Source organism: Streptomyces sp. NPDC048623 (genome assembly GCF_040650755.1).
GTDB lineage: Bacteria > Actinomycetota > Actinomycetes > Streptomycetales > Streptomycetaceae > Streptomyces.
The window spans coordinates 1-17,574 of sequence record NZ_JBEZHV010000019.1 but is presented as its reverse complement, the minus strand read 5'-3'; the positions used below and the strand labels follow the sequence as shown (position 1 = coordinate 17,574).

General features: G+C 74.2%; 23 protein-coding genes. 8 read left to right on the top strand and 15 right to left on the bottom strand.

Annotated elements, in window-relative coordinates; all coding sequences use genetic code 11:
- Window positions 1–60: 60 nt before the first annotated feature.
- The 3 genes from wrbA (at window position 61) to AB0C73_RS25045 (ending at window position 1,672) form a co-directional block, all read left to right on the top strand.
- Window positions 61–672 carry an NAD(P)H:quinone oxidoreductase gene (gene wrbA, locus AB0C73_RS25055; protein ID WP_362534092.1) on the top strand — a complete coding sequence of 204 codons (612 nt, stop codon included), beginning with the start codon at window positions 61–63 and terminating at the stop codon, window positions 670–672.
- A gap of 107 nt (window positions 673–779) precedes the next feature.
- Entirely contained in the window at window positions 780–914 is a 135-nt protein-coding gene (locus tag AB0C73_RS25050) for a hypothetical protein (protein WP_362534090.1), read from the top strand.
- On the top strand, window positions 908–1,672 hold the full coding sequence (locus tag AB0C73_RS25045) for a sulfite exporter TauE/SafE family protein (protein WP_362534088.1): 765 nt from the start codon (window positions 908–910) through the stop codon (window positions 1,670–1,672). The genes AB0C73_RS25050 and AB0C73_RS25045 overlap by 7 nt, the downstream gene beginning before the upstream one ends.
- A gap of 56 nt (window positions 1,673–1,728) precedes the next feature.
- Here AB0C73_RS25045 and AB0C73_RS25040 read toward each other — a convergent pair whose 3' ends face one another.
- A complete protein-coding gene (locus AB0C73_RS25040) occupies window positions 1,729–2,016 on the bottom strand; it encodes a metal-sensitive transcriptional regulator (protein ID WP_362534085.1) in 288 nt (95 codons plus the stop codon).
- 82 nt (window positions 2,017–2,098) lie between these two features.
- Here AB0C73_RS25040 and AB0C73_RS25035 point away from each other — a divergent pair, with 82 nt between their 5' ends.
- Complete coding sequence (locus AB0C73_RS25035; protein ID WP_362534082.1) at window positions 2,099–2,701, top strand: rhodanese-like domain-containing protein; 603 nt, start codon at window positions 2,099–2,101, stop codon at window positions 2,699–2,701.
- Window positions 2,702–2,730: 29 nt separating this feature from the next.
- Here the strand turns inward: AB0C73_RS25035 and AB0C73_RS25030 are convergent, their stop codons facing one another.
- From AB0C73_RS25030 to AB0C73_RS25010, 5 genes are all read right to left on the bottom strand, one after another.
- Window positions 2,731–3,999 carry a sigma-70 family RNA polymerase sigma factor gene (locus AB0C73_RS25030; protein WP_362534079.1) on the bottom strand — a complete coding sequence of 423 codons (1,269 nt, stop codon included), beginning with the start codon at window positions 3,997–3,999 and terminating at the stop codon, window positions 2,731–2,733.
- Window positions 3,996–4,427, bottom strand: coding sequence for a YciI family protein (locus tag AB0C73_RS25025; protein WP_362534077.1), 432 nt, complete (start codon window positions 4,425–4,427; stop codon window positions 3,996–3,998). Before AB0C73_RS25025 ends, AB0C73_RS25030 begins: the two co-directional genes overlap by 4 nt.
- A gap of 114 nt (window positions 4,428–4,541) precedes the next feature.
- Window positions 4,542–4,748, bottom strand: a complete 207-nt coding sequence (locus tag AB0C73_RS25020; RefSeq protein WP_362534075.1) for a hypothetical protein — start codon at window positions 4,746–4,748, stop codon at window positions 4,542–4,544.
- Complete coding sequence (locus AB0C73_RS25015) at window positions 4,745–5,941, bottom strand: winged helix DNA-binding domain-containing protein (RefSeq protein WP_362534074.1); 1,197 nt, start codon at window positions 5,939–5,941, stop codon at window positions 4,745–4,747. Before AB0C73_RS25015 ends, AB0C73_RS25020 begins: the two co-directional genes overlap by 4 nt.
- A 16-nt stretch (window positions 5,942–5,957) precedes the next feature.
- Window positions 5,958–6,803, bottom strand: a complete 846-nt coding sequence (locus AB0C73_RS25010; protein WP_362534071.1) for an alpha/beta hydrolase — start codon at window positions 6,801–6,803, stop codon at window positions 5,958–5,960.
- 127 nt (window positions 6,804–6,930) lie between these two features.
- Here AB0C73_RS25010 and AB0C73_RS25005 point away from each other — a divergent pair, with 127 nt between their 5' ends.
- Window positions 6,931–7,833 carry a helix-turn-helix transcriptional regulator gene (locus AB0C73_RS25005; protein WP_362534069.1) on the top strand — a complete coding sequence of 301 codons (903 nt, stop codon included), beginning with the start codon at window positions 6,931–6,933 and terminating at the stop codon, window positions 7,831–7,833.
- A gap of 138 nt (window positions 7,834–7,971) precedes the next feature.
- Here the strand turns inward: AB0C73_RS25005 and AB0C73_RS25000 are convergent, their stop codons facing one another.
- Complete coding sequence (locus AB0C73_RS25000) at window positions 7,972–8,196, bottom strand: DUF4287 domain-containing protein (RefSeq protein WP_362534067.1); 225 nt, start codon at window positions 8,194–8,196, stop codon at window positions 7,972–7,974.
- A 229-nt stretch (window positions 8,197–8,425) separates the two neighbouring features.
- Between AB0C73_RS25000 and AB0C73_RS24995 the strand changes: the two genes are divergently transcribed.
- Both AB0C73_RS24995 and AB0C73_RS24990 read left to right on the top strand, forming a co-directional pair.
- Entirely contained in the window at window positions 8,426–8,746 is a 321-nt protein-coding gene (locus tag AB0C73_RS24995) for a hypothetical protein (RefSeq protein WP_362534064.1), read from the top strand.
- A gap of 137 nt (window positions 8,747–8,883) precedes the next feature.
- Window positions 8,884–9,447 carry a hypothetical protein gene (locus AB0C73_RS24990; RefSeq protein ID WP_362534062.1) on the top strand — a complete coding sequence of 188 codons (564 nt, stop codon included), beginning with the start codon at window positions 8,884–8,886 and terminating at the stop codon, window positions 9,445–9,447.
- 24 nt (window positions 9,448–9,471) lie between these two features.
- Here AB0C73_RS24990 and AB0C73_RS24985 read toward each other — a convergent pair whose 3' ends face one another.
- From AB0C73_RS24985 to AB0C73_RS24950, 8 genes are all read right to left on the bottom strand, one after another.
- Window positions 9,472–10,332 (bottom strand): ABC transporter permease, encoded by an 861-nt coding sequence (locus AB0C73_RS24985; RefSeq protein WP_362534059.1) that lies wholly within the window; start codon window positions 10,330–10,332, stop codon window positions 9,472–9,474.
- The gene (locus tag AB0C73_RS24980; RefSeq protein ID WP_362534057.1) at window positions 10,325–11,275 is read right to left on the bottom strand and encodes an ATP-binding cassette domain-containing protein; all 951 of its coding nucleotides are present in this window, start codon (window positions 11,273–11,275) and stop codon (window positions 10,325–10,327) included. The genes AB0C73_RS24985 and AB0C73_RS24980 overlap by 8 nt, the downstream gene beginning before the upstream one ends.
- Window positions 11,272–12,012: an ABC transporter ATP-binding protein gene (locus tag AB0C73_RS24975; protein ID WP_362534054.1), complete on the bottom strand. Its 741-nt coding sequence runs from the start codon at window positions 12,010–12,012 to the stop codon at window positions 11,272–11,274. The genes AB0C73_RS24980 and AB0C73_RS24975 overlap by 4 nt, the downstream gene beginning before the upstream one ends.
- Window positions 12,009–13,928 (bottom strand): hypothetical protein, encoded by a 1,920-nt coding sequence (locus AB0C73_RS24970; RefSeq protein ID WP_362534051.1) that lies wholly within the window; start codon window positions 13,926–13,928, stop codon window positions 12,009–12,011. The genes AB0C73_RS24975 and AB0C73_RS24970 overlap by 4 nt, the downstream gene beginning before the upstream one ends.
- Window positions 13,929–13,966: 38 nt before the next feature.
- A complete protein-coding gene (locus AB0C73_RS24965; protein ID WP_362534049.1) occupies window positions 13,967–14,494 on the bottom strand; it encodes a hypothetical protein in 528 nt (175 codons plus the stop codon).
- A 76-nt stretch (window positions 14,495–14,570) separates the two neighbouring features.
- Window positions 14,571–15,455, bottom strand: coding sequence for a hypothetical protein (locus AB0C73_RS24960; RefSeq protein ID WP_362534046.1), 885 nt, complete (start codon window positions 15,453–15,455; stop codon window positions 14,571–14,573).
- The gene (locus tag AB0C73_RS24955; RefSeq protein ID WP_362534043.1) at window positions 15,440–16,009 is read right to left on the bottom strand and encodes a stage II sporulation protein M; all 570 of its coding nucleotides are present in this window, start codon (window positions 16,007–16,009) and stop codon (window positions 15,440–15,442) included. Before AB0C73_RS24955 ends, AB0C73_RS24960 begins: the two co-directional genes overlap by 16 nt.
- A 149-nt stretch (window positions 16,010–16,158) precedes the next feature.
- Window positions 16,159–16,440, bottom strand: coding sequence for a hypothetical protein (locus AB0C73_RS24950; protein WP_362534041.1), 282 nt, complete (start codon window positions 16,438–16,440; stop codon window positions 16,159–16,161).
- A gap of 354 nt (window positions 16,441–16,794) precedes the next feature.
- Here AB0C73_RS24950 and AB0C73_RS24945 point away from each other — a divergent pair, with 354 nt between their 5' ends.
- Window positions 16,795–17,448, top strand: a complete 654-nt coding sequence (locus AB0C73_RS24945; protein ID WP_362534038.1) for a response regulator transcription factor — start codon at window positions 16,795–16,797, stop codon at window positions 17,446–17,448.
- Window positions 17,449–17,574 lie beyond the last annotated feature (126 nt).

Genomic DNA, 17,574 nt, shown 5'->3' with positions numbered 1-17,574 from the left:
TCTGGTTTCCCCTGATCCTGATCCCCGATCCCTGATCCCCGGTCCTCAGGAGGACTCGCCATGTCCGTCAAGGTCGCCGTCATCTACTACTCGGCCACCGGGAACGTCCACCGGCTCGCCCAGGCCGTCGCCGAGGGTGCCGAGAAGGCCGGCGCCGAGGTCCGGCTCCGCCGGGTGCCCGAGCTCGCGCCCGACACCGCCATCGACTCCAACCCCGCCTGGCGCGCCCACGTCGACGCCACCGCCGAGACGGTCGAGGTCGCGACCCTGGACGACCTGGAGTGGGCGGACGCCTACGCGCTCGGCTCGCCGACCCGTTTCGGCAACATCGCCGCGCAGCTGAAGCAGTACGTCGACACCTCCGGCGGCCTGTGGAACCAGGGCGTCATGGCCGACAAGCCCGCCACCGCCTTCACCAGCGCCTACAACACCCACGGCGGCAACGAGTCCACGCTCCTGGCGCTCTACAACACCTTCCACCACTGGGGTTCGGTCATCGTCTCGCCCGGCTTCACCGACCAGTCCGTGTACGCGGCCGGCGGCAACCCCTACGGCACGGCCCACCCCGGCTCCAACGGCGAGCCCGACGAGAAGGTCCTGGCCGCCGCCCGTTACCAGGGCGAGCGCCTGACGAAGATCGCCAAGCGGCTGAACGGCATCGCGGTCGACTGACCTCCCGCCGGCCGCCCGTACCCCTGGGGGAGATACCCCCAGGGGTACTTCTGTTAGGGTCGCCCGTATACCCCAGGGGGTAAAACGTTCCTGGAAGGAGTGCGGGCGTGTTCTTCGCGGACACCGTCGATGAGGCCGGAGAGGTCGAAGAGGCCGGAGGGGCCGAAGAGGTCGAAGTGCCGGGCCTCGGCAACCGTAGCCGTCGCATACGGGAGAGCGACCCGGCTGCCGGTCGATGCTGACCGCCCTGACGGCGCTGGCCGCCGGGGCCGTGGTCGGGCTCGCGCTCGGTGCGCTGGGCGGCGGAGGCAGTGTGCTCGCCGTCCCGGCGCTGATCTATCTGCTCGGCTTCAGCCCGGCCGCCGCCGCGACCGCGAGCCTGCTGATCGTGCTCGGCACGGCCGCCACCGCGCTGTACGGGCACGCCCGCGACGGCCAGGTCCGCTGGCGCACGGGCGCGGTGTTCGCCGCGGCCGGCCTGGTGCCCGCGGCGCTGGGCGGGCTGCTCTCCGCGCAGCTCCCGGACTGGCTGCTCACCCTCGGGTTCGCGGTGGTGGCCGGGTTCGCGGCGATACGGATGGTCCGCCGGGCCGCCCCGGAGGGAGCGCATCCCGCCGGTGAGCAGGCGGTACGGCGCTCGGGCACGGCCGTCGCGGGTGCGGGCGCCGGGCTCGGCGCCGTGACCGGGGTGCTCGGTGTGGGCGGCGGCTTTCTGACCGTACCGGCGCTCGTGCAGGTCGTCGGCCTGCGGATGCGTCCGGCGGTCGGTACCAGCCTGCTGGTCGTCGCGGTCAACGCGCTCGTCGCGCTGCTGGCCCGCTCGGGGAGTCCGGTGCCGGTGGACTGGGCGGTCGTCGCCCCGTTCGCGGGCGCGGCGATCCTGGCGGCCTGGGACGGCCGGCGGCTCGCCTCCCGCATCCCGGCGGACGCGCTGCGCCGGGCCTTCGGGGTGGTGCTGCTGGTGGTCGCGGCCCTGATGCTGGTGGACCTGGCGGTGTAGGCCCGGTCCTTCGGTCGCGGGTCCTTCGGGGCGGGTGCTTCGGGTCAGGCCAGGGATCAGGCCAGGGAGAGGAAGAGCTTCTCCAGGCGGGCCCGCATCTGCTCGGGGTCCTCGCCGTTCTTGCGCCCGTTCTCCATGTCCGTCAGGCACTGCTGGAGCCCGGTCGCGATGATCGCGAAGCCGGCCCGGTCGAGGGCCCGGGACGCGGCCGCCAGCTGGGTCACGACCTCCTCGCAGTCGCGGCCTTCCTCGATCATCCGGATCACCCCGGAGATCTGTCCCTGCGCCCGGCGCAGCCGGTTCAGCACGGACTTCAGCTCGGCACCCGCGAGATCCAGTTCCACAAGCACTCCTCAACCGATACCCCACGGGGTAACTTGATCCCCACGCCACGGGGTCCGTCGACAACCAAGGATGACACCTGCCATGCCCACCTCCATTCCCGCTTCCCCGGCTTTTCTCGACGTCGACCAGGCCCACGCCCGGCTCGCGGAGCTGATCGTCGTCGACGTCCGCACCCCCGGCGAACACGCGGGAGGCCATGTGCCCGGCGCCCTGAACGTGCCGCTGGACCGGCTCGACAAGGCCGTCCCCGCCCTCAAGGACGCGGCGGCCCGTGGCGAACTTCTCATCGTGTGCCAGTCCGGCAACCGCTCCCGCACCGCCTGCGACCGCCTGGCCGCCCACGGCATCCCGGCCATCAACCTGAACGGCGGCACCACCGACTGGGCCGCCCGCGGCCACGCCCTCGACCACCCGGCGGGCGGCGCCCCGGCCCGTACCCCCTGGGCCATGGACCGCCAGGTCCGCCTCACCGCCGGCACCCTGGTCCTCCTCGGCCTCCTCCTCGGCCTCCTGATCCACCCCGCCTTCCAGCTGCTCTCCGCGGCCATCGCGGGCGGCCTGGTCTTCTCGGCCCTCACCAACACCTGCGGCATGGCCGCCATGCTCGCCAAGCTCCCCTACAACCGCACCACCAGCTGCGCCGTCGACCTGGACGCCACCCTGTCCCGACTCCGCCAGGGCTGACCGGCAGCCGGGCTTTTCTGCCGCCGGGTTCAGGCTCCGGCAGCCGCATCAGGTGGGGCGGACGGGGTGAGGCGAGCCGCTCGGGTCTGGAGGTAGCGGCGTTCCGGGATGCTCTGGGTGGTGCGGGCGGCGGTGCGGTAGGCGTCGGCGGCGGCCTGGTGGGCGCCGGTGCGTTCGAGGAGGTGGGCGCGGACGGCGGGGAGGCGGTGGGAGTCGGGGAAGCGGGGTTCCAGGGCCGCGAGGGCGGTCAGGCCCGCCTGCGGGCCCTCGACCATCGCGAGGGCGACCACCCGGCCCAGCTCCGCCATCGGGTCCGGGGTCTTCGTCAGAAGGACGTCGTAGAGGGCGAGGATCTGCGGCCAGTCCGTGGTGTCCGGGCCGTCCGCCTCGTCGTGGAGGGCGGCGATGGCCGCCTGGAGCTGGTACGGGCCCGGCGGGCCCTCCGCCAGCGCCTCCTCGACGAGCGCCGTGCCCTCGGCGATCGCCGCCCGGTCCCAGCGCGCCCGGTCCTGCTCGTCCAGCGGGATCAGCTCGCCTCCGGGGCCGGTACGGGCCGCGCTTCTGGCCTCCGTCAGGAGCATCAGGGCGAGGAGCCCGGTCACGGCGCCCTCGCGCGGCAGCAGCCGACGGGCCGCCCGGGTCAGCCGGATGGCCTCGCGGGCCAGGTCGGCGCGGTGCAGGGCGGGGCCCGAGGTGGCGGTGTAGCCCTCGTTGAAGATCAGGTAGAGGACCTGGAGGACGGAGGCGAGCCGCGCGTCCCGGTCGGCGGGACCGGGCGGGTGGAACGGGTGGTCCGCCCCCGCCGCCCGCAGTCTCGCCTTCGCCCGGCTGATCCTCTGCGCGACCGTCGCCTCCGGCACCAGGAATCCCCGCGCGATCTCCGCCGTCGTCAGACCGCCCACCGCCCGCAGTGTCAGCGCGATCCGCCCGGCCGGCGGCAGCACCGGGTCGCAGCACAGGAACAGCAGCGTCAGCGTGTCGTCGTCGGCCGGTGCCGCCCGCGCCTCGCGCGGCGCGAGCCGCAGCGCCGTCCTCTCCCGCCGGCCCCGCGCCTCCTCCGCCCGCAACTCGTCCGTCAGGCGGCGCGACGCCACCCGGATCAGCCACCCGCGCGGATTGCCCGGCACCCCGTCCCGCGGCCACTGCGCGGCGGCCGCGAGCAATGCCTCCTGCACCGCGTCCTCGGCGGTGTCGAAGTGCCCGTAACGGCGTACGAGCGCGCCGAGGACCTGCGGTGCGTGCAGGCGCAGCAGATCCTCGACGCCCTCCCCGCCCGCGCGGAGCCCGCCCGAGCTCACACCGCGCCCCCGCCGAGGTCGCTGCCGCCCGCCTCGTCGATCGGGCGGATCACCACCGGGTACTCCGGCGCACCGGCCGGCTGGGGGCACTGCGCCACACGTGCCGCGATCTCCGTGACCCGCTCCAGGCTCGCGCAGTCCACCACCCAGTAGCCCGCGAGCACCTCCTTCGTCTCCCCGTACGGCCCGTCGGTGACGACCGGCCGCCCCTCGCTGTCGGCGGTCACGAACCGGGTCCTGGCCGGTTCGACGAGCCCCTGTCCGTCGACCCACTCGCCGCTCTCGGCGAGATCGTCGTTGATCGAGTTCATGTACGCGAACATCGCCCGCAGGTCCTGCTCGCTCCACGCCGGGCTCTGCGGCGAGGCCTTCCCGTTCATCGCGTCGTAGTCGGCCTGCGAGCCCTGCACCATCACCAGGTACTTCATGACGTTCTCCTCGTCCGGAGGGAGGGTGTGCTGTGGTTCTTTCACAGGGGACGTCGGAGCCGCGCCGCGTTTCTCGACACCGTTCCGCCACTCAGCCCGATGCCGTCCGTGATGTCACCCGGAGGAACGAGCGGTCCCGCTCCGCGACCCGCTCGACAGCGACCCCCCACCGCCGTCGAGCACCCGGGCCGCCATCCCGCGGCGCCGGGCGGCCTCGGTGAGGAGGAGGGCGGTGGATGTGCGCTGGGCGTATATCAGGAGCAGATCGGTGGCGGTGCCGGGACCGGTGCGGGGGTCGGTGCGGGTGCGGGTGTCGGTCATGTGGTGAGTTCCCTTTCGAGGGGGGTGCGGAAGCGGGGTGTGATCCGGACGTCGCCGACCCAGGCGGCCAGCCGGGCCACTTCGGCCTCGATCGCCCGAGCAGCGTCCCGGCCCAGCTCCGCACCCGTGTCCCCGTCCGTGAGCAGCCGCCATACGAACTCGCCGTCCGCGCGCTGCGCCCAGCCGCCCACGATTCGCCCGTTCCACCACACCGTCGGGCCGATGTTTCCGCTCCGGTCGAAGAGCGCGGCGCGGTGGGCCGGGTCCAGGTACCAGTCGCGGGACTGCCATCCCATCGCCGTCGGGTCGAGCGCCGGCAGCAGCGCCGCCCAGGGCTCGGCCGGCGGCGACACGGGTTCGAGGTCGTCCGCCAGGACGAAGCCGGTGCCCTCCTCCAGCGCGACGCGTTGCGCTCCGAGGGCGGTCAGCGCCCGTCGTACGTCCGTGACCTTCCAGCCCGTCCACCACTTCAGATCGGCCTCGGTCGCCGGACCGTACGCGGTCAGCCAGTGCCGTACGAGCTCCGCCTGCGCCTCGGCCGGCACGAGCTCGGCGTACGGAGGGGCGGGCGCCCAGCGGAAGCGGCTTGACGTCCAGCCGCCCTGCGGGCGCCCCCGGGCGATCCGGCCCTCCATTCCGAGCACCCGCAGCACCCGGCTCGCCACCGACTGCGGCCCCTCCTGATTGGTCCCCACCCCGTACACGAACTGCGCCCTCAACCTCGGTACCGCAGCCCCGAGTTCGGTCCCCGTAGCCTCGCCGCGCCTCGCCAGCTCGGCAAGGACCTGCCGCTCGGTCTCGGCGAGCCAGTCGGCGTCGTAGTCGCTGCCTGCCGCCAAGTGCTTGACGAGCGTGGTGCGTTCGCGGGTGGAGGCGGCGTCGGTGGTGGAGACGTGGACGACGGCGGCGAGCCGGGCCGGGACCACGAAGAGGGTGTGCCGCATGCCGTGCATCCGGGCCAGCGTCCGCTCCTCGTACAGTGCCCGCTCGACCTCGGCCACCGGCTCGCGGCCGGCCGCGAGCCGTGCGCCCACCGCCAGAAACACCGTCGCCGCGTCCGTCGCGTGCAGTGCCACCAGCGAGTCGGTCACCTCCTCCGCCGTCCCCGCCCGTGCCGCCCCGGCAAGCCGGTGCCGCACGGCGAGCCGGGCCCTGCGCTCCTCCGGACCGATCGTCCTCTTCGTCTCACTCATGGGCCCCAGGATGGCCTCAGGCGGCACGGGCGGCGAGGAAATCCGTCACCGTCGCCACGAACGCGTCCTCCCGCTCGAAGAACACGACATGCCCGGCGTCGATCTCCGCGTAGCTGCTGCCGCCGATCGCCGCCGCGAGCGCCCGGCTGTTCTCCACCGGTACGGTCGCGTCCTGCGTGCAGCCGATGACGAGGGTCGGCGCCGTGATCCGGGGCAGCAGCTCCCGTATGTCCACGGCCCGGTCGACGCCGACATGCCGCAGTGTGCCCGACGTCGGCGGCATGTTCGGGATCAGCGCCTCGACGCCCTCGCGGCCGATGCCGTTGAGAAAACCCCGGCTGAAGCCGGTCATTGTGACGAACCGGCCGAAGGCCGCCGGGTCGTTCTCGCCGAGCCGCTGCCACAGCGTGAAGTTGTTCCGCAGGTACTCGTCGCCCTCGGTGTACGTCCAGCCGGCGACCAGGACCAGCCGCTTCACCAGGTCGGGGCGGAGCGCGGCGACGGCCGCCGAGACCGGGGAGCCCATGGAGAAGCCGAGCAGGTCGACCGGCCCGAGCCCGGCGTCCTCGATGACGGCGATCACCTGCTCGGCGAGCGCCTCGACGGTCAGCGGCGCGCCGTCGTCGACGGTCCGGTCGGCGCCGGAGAGATCGGGCGTGATCACCGTCCGGGAGCCGGAGAACCGGGGCGCGGTCTGCCCCCAGTTGATGACGGCGCCGCCGGAGCCGGTGCCGTGCACGAGAAGGAGGGGAGAGCCGGTGCCGGTGGTGTCGTAGTGGACGCGGGCGCCGGCGACGGTGACCGTACGGGCCACGACGGGCGGGATGGAGGTGGCGGAAGCGGGAGAGGTGGTGGTGGACATGTCCGGTGCTCCTCGGGGTCGTCGGTGGCTGACACCGATGACTCTGCCGCCCGCGGCGAGGGCCCGGGAGAGCCCTCCCGAGCCTGGGATCGGCAGTCCCTGGATGAGGTCCTCGCGCTGCGGCAGGATGACGGACATGACGATCGACCGCCGCGAACTCGCCGATTTCCTGCGTCGTTCCCGCGAGCGGGTGCGCCCGCAGGACGCGGGGCTGCCCGCCGGGCCCCGGCGCCGCACCCCCGGGCTGCGCCGCGAGGAGGTCGCCCACCTCGCGGCGATGTCGGCGGACTACTACATCCGCCTGGAGCAGGCCCGGGGCCCGCAGCCCTCGCCGCAGATGCTGGCGGCGCTCGCCCGCGCCCTCCGCCTGAGCAACGACGAGCGCGACCACCTGTATCTGCTCGCCGGCCACCGCCCGCCCGCCGGTCCCGCGGCCGGCGACCACGTGGCGCCCGGCCTTCTGCATCTGCTCGACCAGCTGACCGGCACGCCCGCACAGATACTCAACGACCTCGGCGACGTCCTCGCGCAGAATCTGATGGCCCGGGCGCTGCTCGGCGGCGTGTGCACGGTCTCCGAGCACGGCCGCAACGTGGTGTGGCGGTGGTTCACGGACCCGGACGCGCGCACCGCGTACCCGGAGGAGGAGCACGACCACTACAGCCGGCTGCATGTCGCCGACCTGCGCGCCGCCTTCGGCCGACGGGGCGGTGACGCGGCCGCGACCCGGCTCGTGGAGCGGTTGAGCGCGGCGAGCGAGGAGTTCGCGGACCTGTGGGTACGGCACGAGGTGGCGGTCCGCCGGCTCAGCCGGATGCGGGTGCTGCACCCGGTGGTCGGACGGCTGGACCTGGACTGCCAGGTGCTGCTCGCCCCGGAGGGCGACCAGCGGCTCGTCATATTCACCCCGCCGCCGGGCACGGACATGGGGGAGCGGCTCGCACTGCTCGGCGTCGTGGGCACCGAGCAGTTCGCGCCCATGGAGATGGACATCGATATGGAGATGGGGATGGGGATGGGGATGGAGTAGGGGCGGCGTCAGCCGGCGGCGGCCCGTTCGCCCTCCTCGGCCGTCCCGCCGAGTATCCGATAGCGCATGCGCGGCAGCCCAGGAGTTGGAGTCGGCTCCAACGCAAGGGAGTTGCACGTCGGCGAGGCACGCGCGGCCCTAGCGGCCGCGGTGGGCGAGGGAGTGGGCGACGAGGGCGTTGGCGTGGCCGTGTCCGAGCCCGTGCTCGCTCTTGAGCCAGGCGACGAGCTCCATGTGCCTGGCGAGCGGGGAGGCGTCGATGAGCTCGAGCCACTCGGTGACGGGGCGCCCGTACTTCTTCTCGATGGAGGGGAAGTAGCTGGCGGGACCTTTGACCGGGGTCTTGGTGGGGGTGGCGGACATGGGGTGACCTCGTCTCGTACGGGCGCCGGGGCGGTGTGCTGACGGCTGCCAGGGGCTTCGGGGGCTTCAGGGCGCCGCACGTGCGGCTTTCATGGAAGTAGACATGGGGCGCGCCCAGAACTCATCGGCGCGCCCGCGAACTCTTTCGACTGCGGGCGGCCGCCCTCCCGTCGCCGCGTGTCGCGCGAATTCCGCCGTCCCGTGGGTGGGTTGCTCCTACGCTCGTTCCGTGACCGAGAACGAGATCAAACTCAAGGCCATCGCCGCTCTGACGGCGCTGCGCGGCGGCGTCGACGAGAGCCTGGTCTCGGATCTGCTGGGTGAGGTGATCCCGGGGCAGTTCTCGGTGCCGGCCGGGGCGACCGCGGAGGAGGTCGGTCTTTCGGTCCTGAGCCAGTTGTCCGAGCCGCTGAGCGCGCTGGTCAACGGTTTCATCGTGGCCTTCGAGGCCGTCGCCGACGCGCATGACGCGTCCGGCGCGGAGCCGGGCACCGAGCCGATCCTCCAGGAGCTCGCGCTGCGGCTGGCCAGCGACAACTTCGAGGACTGACCCCCCTCCGGCCGCAACAAGGCAATCCCGCGAGTGGGTACTCGGAGTCACTCGGCGGGGTGATCACCGGTGTGATCACCGCGAGCCGGCGGTGCGCCTGCGTGAACCGGTACGGCGCGGCTGCCGAGGATGCGCCCATGCGCCTCTCCTCGACTCTGCTGCCGCGCCGTGTCCTCGTTCCGTTCGTCGCCGCCGTCGCCCTGCTCACCGCCGGGGCCTCGGCCACCGCGGGCGCGGCCGAAGCCTGCGGCTCGATCATCACGGCCCCGCTCGCCCCGCCCGTCTCCGCCGACGACCCGTGTCCCAGCACCGACCCGGTCGTGTGCCGGATCCGCGTCCTGCCGATGGACCAGAAGGTCGAGGCCCAGCGCACCCGCATCCGTTACCACCAGCTCCTGGAGGACATGCACCGCACGGAGGCCGACATGCGCGCGGCGGGCGCCTCCGAGGAGGAGATCGCCCGCGAGCTCGTCGACATGCGCAACCAGGCGAAGGAGATCACCCGCGCCGGCATGACCCCGGACGAGGTCCGCATCCTGGAAGAGCGCAACATCGCCAAGTACGGCAACCCCCTCGGCCCGACGGCCGACCAGCTGTACGCGAAGTACGGCTCCTGGGAGAAGGTCACCGACGCGTCCATGCGCACCAGCTACGCCGTCGACCGCGAACTGAGCCTGGAGTACCGGCCCTGCCCGGTGTGATCGGCAACCGTACGTCCGCGGGTTTCAGCACTCCTGGCGGCGCAGGGCGGCGTACGAGCCCGCCGCCGCCAGGACCGCCCACAGCAGCAGGACGGCGCCGCCCGCCAGTGGCGACAGGTCGCCCGCGTCCTGGTGGGTCTGCATCAGGCGCAGGCCCGCGCGGTCCGGGAGGAGACGGGCCAGGGAGCGCAGCCGGGGGACGGCGGCGAGGGCGCCCGAGACGACGAAGAGGAGGGGGAGCAGGATGCCGAGGGCGGCGAGGGAGCGGCGCACCAAGAAGGTGAGCGCCGCCGCGAGCACCGCGAGCAGCGCCGCGTAGACGCCCGCCCCGGCCAGGGCCCGTACCGCCTCCGCGTGGAGCGGGGCCGGGGCGCCGAGGACGGCGCTGCCGGCGGTCAGGGCGACGGCGCCGGTGAGCAGGCCCCAGGCGAGGCCGGTGGCGCCGAGCACGGTCAGTTTGGCCGCGAGGAACCGGCCGCGGCGCGGTACGGCGGCGAGGCTGGTGCGGATCATGCCGGTGCCGTACTCGTTGCCGACCGCGAGCACCGCGAGGACCACCAGGGGGACCTGGCCGAACTGCAGGCCGGTGAAGGCGAGGCCCACGGGGTCGAGCGCCCGCTGCTGAGCGGGGTCCGCGTGGCGGAACTCGGGGCCGATGAGCGCGCAGAACAGCAGGCTGACGAGAACGGTGAGCGCGCCGCCGAGGGCGAGCAGGGTCCAGGTGGAGCGCACCGAGCGCAGCTTCGTCCATTCGGCGGCGACGAGGTCGCTCAAGCTGCCGCCCGTGCCGCCGCCCGTGCCACCACCGAGGACGCCACCCGGGCCACGATCCAGGCCACGATCCATGCCGCCGCCCGGGCCACGCCGGTCACTTGTGTCATGCATGGGCCGCGGCCGCCTTCCGGGGAGTGGGAACAGTGGGGGGCGTCGACCGGTACTCCACCGCCTCCGCCGTCAGGCGCATGTACGTCTCCTCCAAGGAGGGGCGCAGCGGGGTGAGTTCGTGGACGCTCCACGCGTTCCGGGCGGCGATGTCGCCGATGCGGGCGCCGGCCAGGCCCGTCACCGTGGCCCGGCCGGTGGAGGGGGCGTCGTACGTCACCTCCGCGCCCGCCTCCCGCAGCGCGCCGGCCAGTTCGTCGAGCCGGGGCGAGACGAGGCGGACCGGCGGCAGGTCCGTTTCGAGGAGGGAGGCGAGGCTGCCGTCGGCGAGCACCCGGCCCCGGCCGATCACCAGGACGTGGTCGGCGGTGGCCGCCATCTCCCGCATGAGGTGGCTCGACACGAGCACCGTGCGGCCGTCGTCGGCGAGGGCGCGCAGCAGGCCGCGCAGCCACTGGATGCCCTCGGGGTCGAGGCCGTTCATCGGCTCGTCGAGGATCAGCGTCCCGGGGTCGCCGAGGAGGGCGACGGCGATGCCGAGCCGTTGCCGCATGCCGAGCGAGAAGCCCCGCACCGGGCGCCGCGCGGCCGGGCCGAGCCCCACCAGGTCGAGAACCTCCTCCACGCGCGCGCGTGGGATGCGGTGCGTGCGCGCGAGCCAGGAGAGATGGGCGCGGGGGCTGCGCGCGGGGTGGCAGGCGGACGCGTCGAGCAGCGCGCCCACCGTACGCAGCGGGTCGCGGAGTTCGGCGTAGCGGACGCCGCCGACGAGGGCGTGGCCCGCGTCGGGGGTGCCGAGGCCGAGGACCATGCGCAGGGTGGTGCTCTTGCCGGCGCCGTTGGGCCCGAGGAACGCCGTGACACGGCCCGGCGCGGCCGTGAACGACAGACCGTCCAGGACCCGGCGCCCGCCGTACGACTTCATGAGCCCGCTGACCTCGATCACGCGCCCGCCTCCGTCCCGGCGGTCCCGGTCTCGGCGGTCCTGGTCTCGGCGGTCGTGGTCTCGCCGGTCCGGGTCTCGTTGGTCCTGGTCCCGTCGGTCCGGGTCTTGTCGGTCCCGGTCCGGCCGCTTGCTGCGGTTTCCAGGGTGAGCGTGACGTCCACCAGGTCCGCCACCGAACTGTCGGAGTGCGAGACGACGACAAGCGTGCGGCCCTCGGCCCGCCAGCGGGCCAGGTCCTCGCGCACCGCCTGCTCGGCCGCCGCGTCGAGCCCGTTGAACGGTTCGTCGAGCAGCAGCAGGCGCGGCTCGTGCGCGGTGGCGCAGAGGTAGCCGAGCTTCTTCCGCTGCCCCAGGGAGAGGTCGCCGACGAGTACGTCGAAGCGGTCGCCGAGTCCCAGGTCGCCGGCGCGCTCCCGCAGGTCCCGGGCACGTAGCCCCCACACGCCCGCGACCAGGCCCAACTGCTCGTCGGCGGTGAGGTGTTCGTACAGCGGCGGCGGCTCCTGGACGAAGCCGCGCAGAGTCCGTACGACGGGGTCGGCGGGCGCGTGCCCGGCGACGGTGACGCGGCCCGCGTCGGGGGCGGCGAGACCGGCGATCACGTGCAGGAGCGTGGTCTTGCCGCTGCCGTTCGGGCCGGTGACGCGCACCGCTGTGCCCTCGGGCACGTGGGCGGTGACGTCGCGCAGGACGTAGCCCTCGCCACGGCGTACGACGAGGTTCTCGATGTCGATCACGAGGAGCTCCGGGAGGTGGTGGCAGGGGCGGGTCGGTCTTCGGTCGCCGCGGTCGTGGTCGTGGTCGTGGCCGCGGTCGTGGGCCTCTGCGGCTCGGGCGACCCGGTCGGCTCGGCCGGCCCGCTCCGTCCGCCGGGGCGCAGATCGCTTCGCGCCGTGACCCGCAGCCCCGCCCACCCCGCCCCGAGCGAGAGCACGAGCAGCAACCCGTGGACGAGGTCGACCCCCGCGCCCCCACCCGTCCCCGGGACCAGCGCGGCGCTCAGCCCCGCGCCCGCCGTGACCGGCACGGTGAGGAGGGCGACGAGGAGGCCTTCCGTGACCTCGGCGGCCGGGGCGCGGGTGACCCGGCCCTCGGCGAACGTCTCGGAGCGGGGCACGCAGAAGTACGTGAGGACGACGGCGCAGCCGGTGGCCAGGGACACGACGGCGTACACGAGGACCGCCCGCGCCCACCCGGCCGCGCCGTGCACGCCGCACAGCGCCGCGGCGCCCAGGCAGAGCGGCCCGGTCACGGCGGCCACCGCCACCGACGCGGTGACGGCCTTGGCCGCCACCCAGGCCCCGGCCGGACGCGGCGACTGCCGCAGCATGTCCCAGCACGCCCGGTCCGCCTCGATGCCGCAGACCTGCACGACCTCACCCGTCGTGATCAGCGCGGCCGCCACGAAGAGCCCGCCCACGGCGGCGAACGGCAGGTGCCAGAGCGCCCCTCCGAGGCCGAGGAACAGGCCCAGGCACGCCGTTCCGAGCAGCACGCTCAGCCGCTGCAGCCGCGCGAGGCCGCCGACCGTCTGCGGATGCCCGCGCAGGAACCGCAGCCAGGTGACCCGGCCGACGAGGGCGTACGGCGAAGAGGACCACGCGCCGTCCGCGCCTCCGGCACGGCCCGCCCGCCCGGCCGCCGCGCGCGCCCGGTCCAGGGACTCGGCGCCCAGGGACTCGGCGCCCAGGGACTCGGCGCCCAGGGACTGGGAGTCCGGGGACCTGGCGTCCGGGGACTGGGAGTCCGGGGACCCGGCGCCCGGGGACCGGCGATCCACCGGCTGGGCGTCGCGGCGCACGGTGGCGCGTACGCGGAGTACGGCCGCGGCGGCCAGGACAAGGGTGACAGCGACGTACACCGCCGCGGTCCGGCCGGCCATGTCCGGCCGGTGCGCCACGGTCCACAGGTGGGGACGCGCGGCGGCGAGGGCGTTCCCGGCGAGCCGGGCCGCGTCCTCCTGGGAGGGGCCGTCGTCGCCCGCCAGGGCACGTACGAACGGCGCCGCCAGGGCACCGGCGAGCCCGCCGGCCGCCGCCGACACGATCACACGCGGCAGGTGGGGGAGCCGTACGACGCGGACCATCAGGGCCGTCACCAGGGCGACGTGCAGCGCGACGCCGGTCACGGCCGCGCCCGCGCAGTGCAGCAGGAACACGGGAAGGAGCCGGCGTCCCTCCGCGCCCGCCGCGAGCCAGGGGGCCCCGATCGCGACGGCGGCGCACAGGACCGCGGCGGCGAGCGCGGCGGCGGGGACGACGAGCCGGGCGGTGACGAGCTGGGCGCGGGACACCGGAAGCGTCCGCAGCACGTTCGCGTCGGGCGGGCTCACGAGGGCGCGGGCCTTGGCCGGTTCGGCGGTGAGGACCTGGTGGAGGAACCACAGGGCGACGGGCGTCCACGTCCAGGCGGCGAGGTCGTCCGTGCGGACTCCCGTCCCGGGCGGGACCAGGGCGCCGAGCGTGCGCCCGACGACGGTCAGCGCGCCGAGCCCGGCGGCGGCCCCGGCGCCGGCGATCACCCAGGCCGCCTTCCGCCGCCGCCGCGCGTCCGGGCCCGCGCCGACGAGCAGGTTGAGCCGTCTGCGGGTGTCGGCGAGGCAGAGCGCGGCGACGGTGCGGAACCAGGTGGGGCGGGCGTACGAGGTCGGCACAGGGATCCGGGACGTGCGGGTCCGGGGGCGCGGCGGTGTCATGAGGCCGCGCCGGCCCGCGGCGTCGCCGTACCGCCGAACCGCTGCGCGGGGCACAGCAGGGTCGCCGGGACGATCAGGGCCACGAACAGCACGGCGAGGAACTTCGGCGCGGGCGCGGTCGGCACGTACAGCGCGAGGAGGCCGAGCGGCGCCCACCACAGCACGCCGCCCACGATCATCAGGACGCTGCCCCAGCGGGCGAGGGCGACGAGCAGTCCTACGACGACCAGGACGACACCGCTGACCAGCCAGACGGCGCTGAGGAGCTGGAGGATGTCCATGACGTTCCCCGGGTCGCCGCGCAGGTCGCCGGAGGCCTCCACGGCGCGGCGGGTCTCGTCCGTCGTGGCCCGGAAGACGGCGGCGTACGCCAGTGCGCTCACCCCGGCCGCCGCCGCGAGCACCCCGCCCGCGATCCGCACACCCGGCCGGGCGATGCCGTCGACCACCACGACCCAGCAGCGCAGCAGGAACTGGATCAGCTTGGGGTTCCCAAGGGTGCTGAAGAGGAGGCGGTGCAGCATGGTTCTCCGAGGTGGGGCGGGTGGGGGTGGGGTGGGACTGGGGGAGGTGGTGGGACGGGACCCGGGGCGGAAGGGGTCAGGACGGCAGGGACCAGAGCGCGGTCGCGTACAGCGTGGTGAGTACGGCCGCGACGGCGGCGGCCCGTGGCCAGGAGGCCCCGACGGCGCGGCCCGTGAGCAGCAGCGCGCAGGACAGCAGCGGCAGCCAGGCGTCGAGGTGGGTCACGGACGGCACGGCCCATGCGAGCGAGCCGCCCGTGACGAGCCGGGCCAGCGACCAGCAGACGAGCTTGGCGAGCACGAAGGCGATCCAGCCGAGCGTGTACGCGCGCCGCAGAGCGGTGAAGTCGGTGAAGGTGGTGAAGTCAGTGAAGCCGCCGGGCTGGCGCGGCTGCCGTTCCCCGGGCAGCAGCAGCCGCAGGGGCAGATGGCGCAGGGCGAGCGTGCCGAGGACACCCATGAGGGCGCCGAGAACGCCGAGGGTCACGATGTTGGCGAGCGCCGAGGTCGACCAGGCGATGCCCGTGCCGATGCCGATCGCGCCGTCGGACACGTCGCCGACGCGGTCGTGCACGCGCGCGCGTATCTCGCCCCAGAGCGGGACGCCGAAGCCCAGGGTGGCGACGACGAGGGCGCAGACGCCGAGGGCGTGGGCGCGGCGGCCGGGGAGGCGGGCGGCCGGGAACCCGTCGGTGGTGGGGGTGGGAGTGGGGGTGGAGGCGGGTGCGGTGGCGTCCTCGCCCCGGTAGGCGGGAAGCCCGGCCGCGCTCCCTGACAGCCCGCCGGCTCCGTTCTCCGGTGGAGGCGCCGCGTTCCCCGGCAGCCCGGCGGCTCCGTTCTCCGGTGGAGGCGCCGCGCTCCCTGACAGCCCGCCGGCTCCGTTCTCCGGTGGAGGGCCGGCCTTCTCCCCCGTACGTCCCGTGCCCGTGTCCTGCGCAGTAGTGCTCACGTACTCACCCATGTTTCGATTCCCGCCGCCACGACCAGTCCTCCCAACGCCACACCCCACAGCCGACAGGCGTCCGGGAACCCCGAGCGCGCCAGGAAGCCCGAACGCCCTCCGTTCCCCGGCCTCCCCGTGAGCCCGGCGCGCGCCCAGCCCACCAGCGGTACGAGTCCGGCCGCGGCGGCCAGCGCGAGGCAGGCCAGCTCCAGGAGCATGTGCGGCAGCAGGTGCCGTACGACGCCGCCCGCGCCGAGGACGGCGCTGCCCTGCCCTCCGTAGTAACCGGCGAGGACGCCGGTCAGGAGCGTCAGCGGGATCGTCATCACGCCGAACGTGACGACGCCCAGGAAGAGGGCTGCGGAGACGCCGACGTTCCGCATGAGGATCTCCGTGAACAGGTTCCAGTCACCGTGCTTGGGGGCGTGGCTCACGCCGGTGGGGTCGGCGGGCGCCCAGTGCCAGCCCGCGCCGAACGCGGCGGTCCACAGCAGGGCGCCGCAGGCCACGGCGGGCCACTGCCTCCGGAACAGCCCGCCGGCCGTGGCGGTGGTGATGGTCGTCGTCTCCATGTGCCTCTCGCCGCCCACCCGTTGCTCCCGCCGCATGTGTGTCCGTATCCGTGCCGGTGGTTCGGTCCCGGCGGCGCCGGCCTGCCGGCCCATCGGCCCGCCGGCCCCCGCGTGGTGCGGGAGCCGGCGGGCACCGGTGCGGGTGCTGCTCAGGCGATGACGGCCTTCTTGCCGCCCTTCTTGATGGCCTGCTTGACGCCCCAGATGACGATGGAGCCGACCGCGAGGCCACCGGAGACCAGGCCGATGGCGGAGGCCACGTCCATGCCGGTCATGATCGCCTGGTAGGCGGTGGAGGCCGAGTCCTTGCTCATGTTGAGCGCGCTCTTCAGGAAGAAGGGGGTCGCGGTGGCCGCGACCATGAAGGCACCGAGGACGGTGGCGGTGACGGCGGCGGCGGACAGGGGACGGCGGACTGCCGAGCGGTTCATGAAGAGTGTTCCTTCGGTTCGTTCCTTACGATCGGAACGTGCGCCCGCCCCGATTGGCGCGGGGCGGGCCCACATTCCGGCCCTTGCGGGCGCCCGGCGTCATGCCGAGTCCTGTTGATCATGGAACGGGGCGGAGTCGGCCTGTACTGCCTGTCGGCGGGTCCGTTCGGCAGTTACCCGGGCGTAGCCGGGGCGAATAGGAATGATGCGTACGAAATCCAGGCGATCCGGATCATTCGGCGGCTGCCTGACATGCACCCTCATACATGCACCGCAATACTTTGAAGTAACTTGACCTCGACCACGCTTGACGTCCAGTCGATCGATCGAGTTCTCGGGGGAACCGTGCTGCATGTGTCGATTGCCCACCACCATCCGCTGATTCGCGAGGCCCTCGCGCAATCCCTTTCGCTGCGCGGGGAGTTCGAGGTCGCCAGTCATGGCGACGTCGACGACGTGCTCGCCCGGGTGCGGACGGGGCCGCCCTCGGTCGTGCTCGCGTCCCGCGGGCTGCCCGGAGTGGGCAGGCTGCTCTCCGCGCTGCGGAGCGGCGAGGCGCCGGGTGCACCGGGCGTCCCGGTCGCCCTGCTCGGCGAGGCCGGGGTCGCGCGTCCCGCCACCGTCGGTCTGCCCCCGGGCGCCTCCGGCTACCTCCCCGAGGACGCCGACGCGAGCGCTCTCTCGCACGCCGTCCACACCCTCGCCTCGGGCGCCGCCGTGCTTCCCGCCTCGTGGATCCGCCACACCGGCGCCGCGGCCGTCCGCACGGAGATCCGCGAGACGGGCGAGACGGGCGGCGCCCCGGCGTCCCTGCCCCTCTCCCTGCGCGAGCGCGAGGTCCTCGTCCTCCTCGGCCAGGGCCTCACCAACCAGCAGATCGGCAAGCGCCTCGGCCTCGGCGCGGGCACGGTCAAGTCGTACATCAGCGCCGTCTACACGAAATGCGGCGTCGACAACCGCGTCCAGGCCGCCCTCTTCGCCCACGGCATAGAGGTCCTGGCAGCCTGACCCCGCCCCGCCCCGCCCACCTGCCCGACCACCTGCCGGGCCCGCTCCCGCCCACCCGGCACCCCACCGCCCGCCCCGGAGCGACGTGGATCCCGGAACGACGGAGGTCCCGACCGCACTGCGGTC

Excerpts from the sequence above, each read along its gene's own strand:
- AB0C73_RS24985 (WP_362534059.1), bottom strand. The coding sequence starts at position 10,332 with ATGCATGACACAAGTGACCGGCGTGGCCCGGGCGGCGGCATGGATCGT.
- AB0C73_RS25045 (WP_362534088.1), top strand. The coding sequence starts at position 908 with ATGCTGACCGCCCTGACGGCGCTGGCCGCCGGGGCCGTGGTCGGGCTC.
- AB0C73_RS25025 (WP_362534077.1), bottom strand. The coding sequence starts at position 4,427 with ATGAAGTACCTGGTGATGGTGCAGGGCTCGCAGGCCGACTACGACGCG.
- AB0C73_RS25010 (WP_362534071.1), bottom strand. The coding sequence starts at position 6,803 with ATGTCCACCACCACCTCTCCCGCTTCCGCCACCTCCATCCCGCCCGTC.
- AB0C73_RS24960 (WP_362534046.1), bottom strand. The coding sequence starts at position 15,455 with ATGGGTGAGTACGTGAGCACTACTGCGCAGGACACGGGCACGGGACGT.
- AB0C73_RS24965 (WP_362534049.1), bottom strand. The coding sequence starts at position 14,494 with ATGCTGCACCGCCTCCTCTTCAGCACCCTTGGGAACCCCAAGCTGATC.
- AB0C73_RS24955 (WP_362534043.1), bottom strand. The coding sequence starts at position 16,009 with ATGGAGACGACGACCATCACCACCGCCACGGCCGGCGGGCTGTTCCGG.
- AB0C73_RS25000 (WP_362534067.1), bottom strand. The coding sequence starts at position 8,196 with ATGTCCGCCACCCCCACCAAGACCCCGGTCAAAGGTCCCGCCAGCTAC.
- AB0C73_RS25015 (WP_362534074.1), bottom strand. The coding sequence starts at position 5,941 with ATGAGTGAGACGAAGAGGACGATCGGTCCGGAGGAGCGCAGGGCCCGG.
- AB0C73_RS25020 (WP_362534075.1), bottom strand. The coding sequence starts at position 4,748 with ATGACCGACACCCGCACCCGCACCGACCCCCGCACCGGTCCCGGCACC.
- wrbA (WP_362534092.1), top strand. The coding sequence starts at position 61 with ATGTCCGTCAAGGTCGCCGTCATCTACTACTCGGCCACCGGGAACGTC.
- AB0C73_RS24950 (WP_362534041.1), bottom strand. The coding sequence starts at position 16,440 with ATGAACCGCTCGGCAGTCCGCCGTCCCCTGTCCGCCGCCGCCGTCACC.
- AB0C73_RS25035 (WP_362534082.1), top strand. The coding sequence starts at position 2,099 with ATGCCCACCTCCATTCCCGCTTCCCCGGCTTTTCTCGACGTCGACCAG.
- AB0C73_RS25005 (WP_362534069.1), top strand. The coding sequence starts at position 6,931 with ATGACGGACATGACGATCGACCGCCGCGAACTCGCCGATTTCCTGCGT.
- AB0C73_RS24990 (WP_362534062.1), top strand. The coding sequence starts at position 8,884 with ATGCGCCTCTCCTCGACTCTGCTGCCGCGCCGTGTCCTCGTTCCGTTC.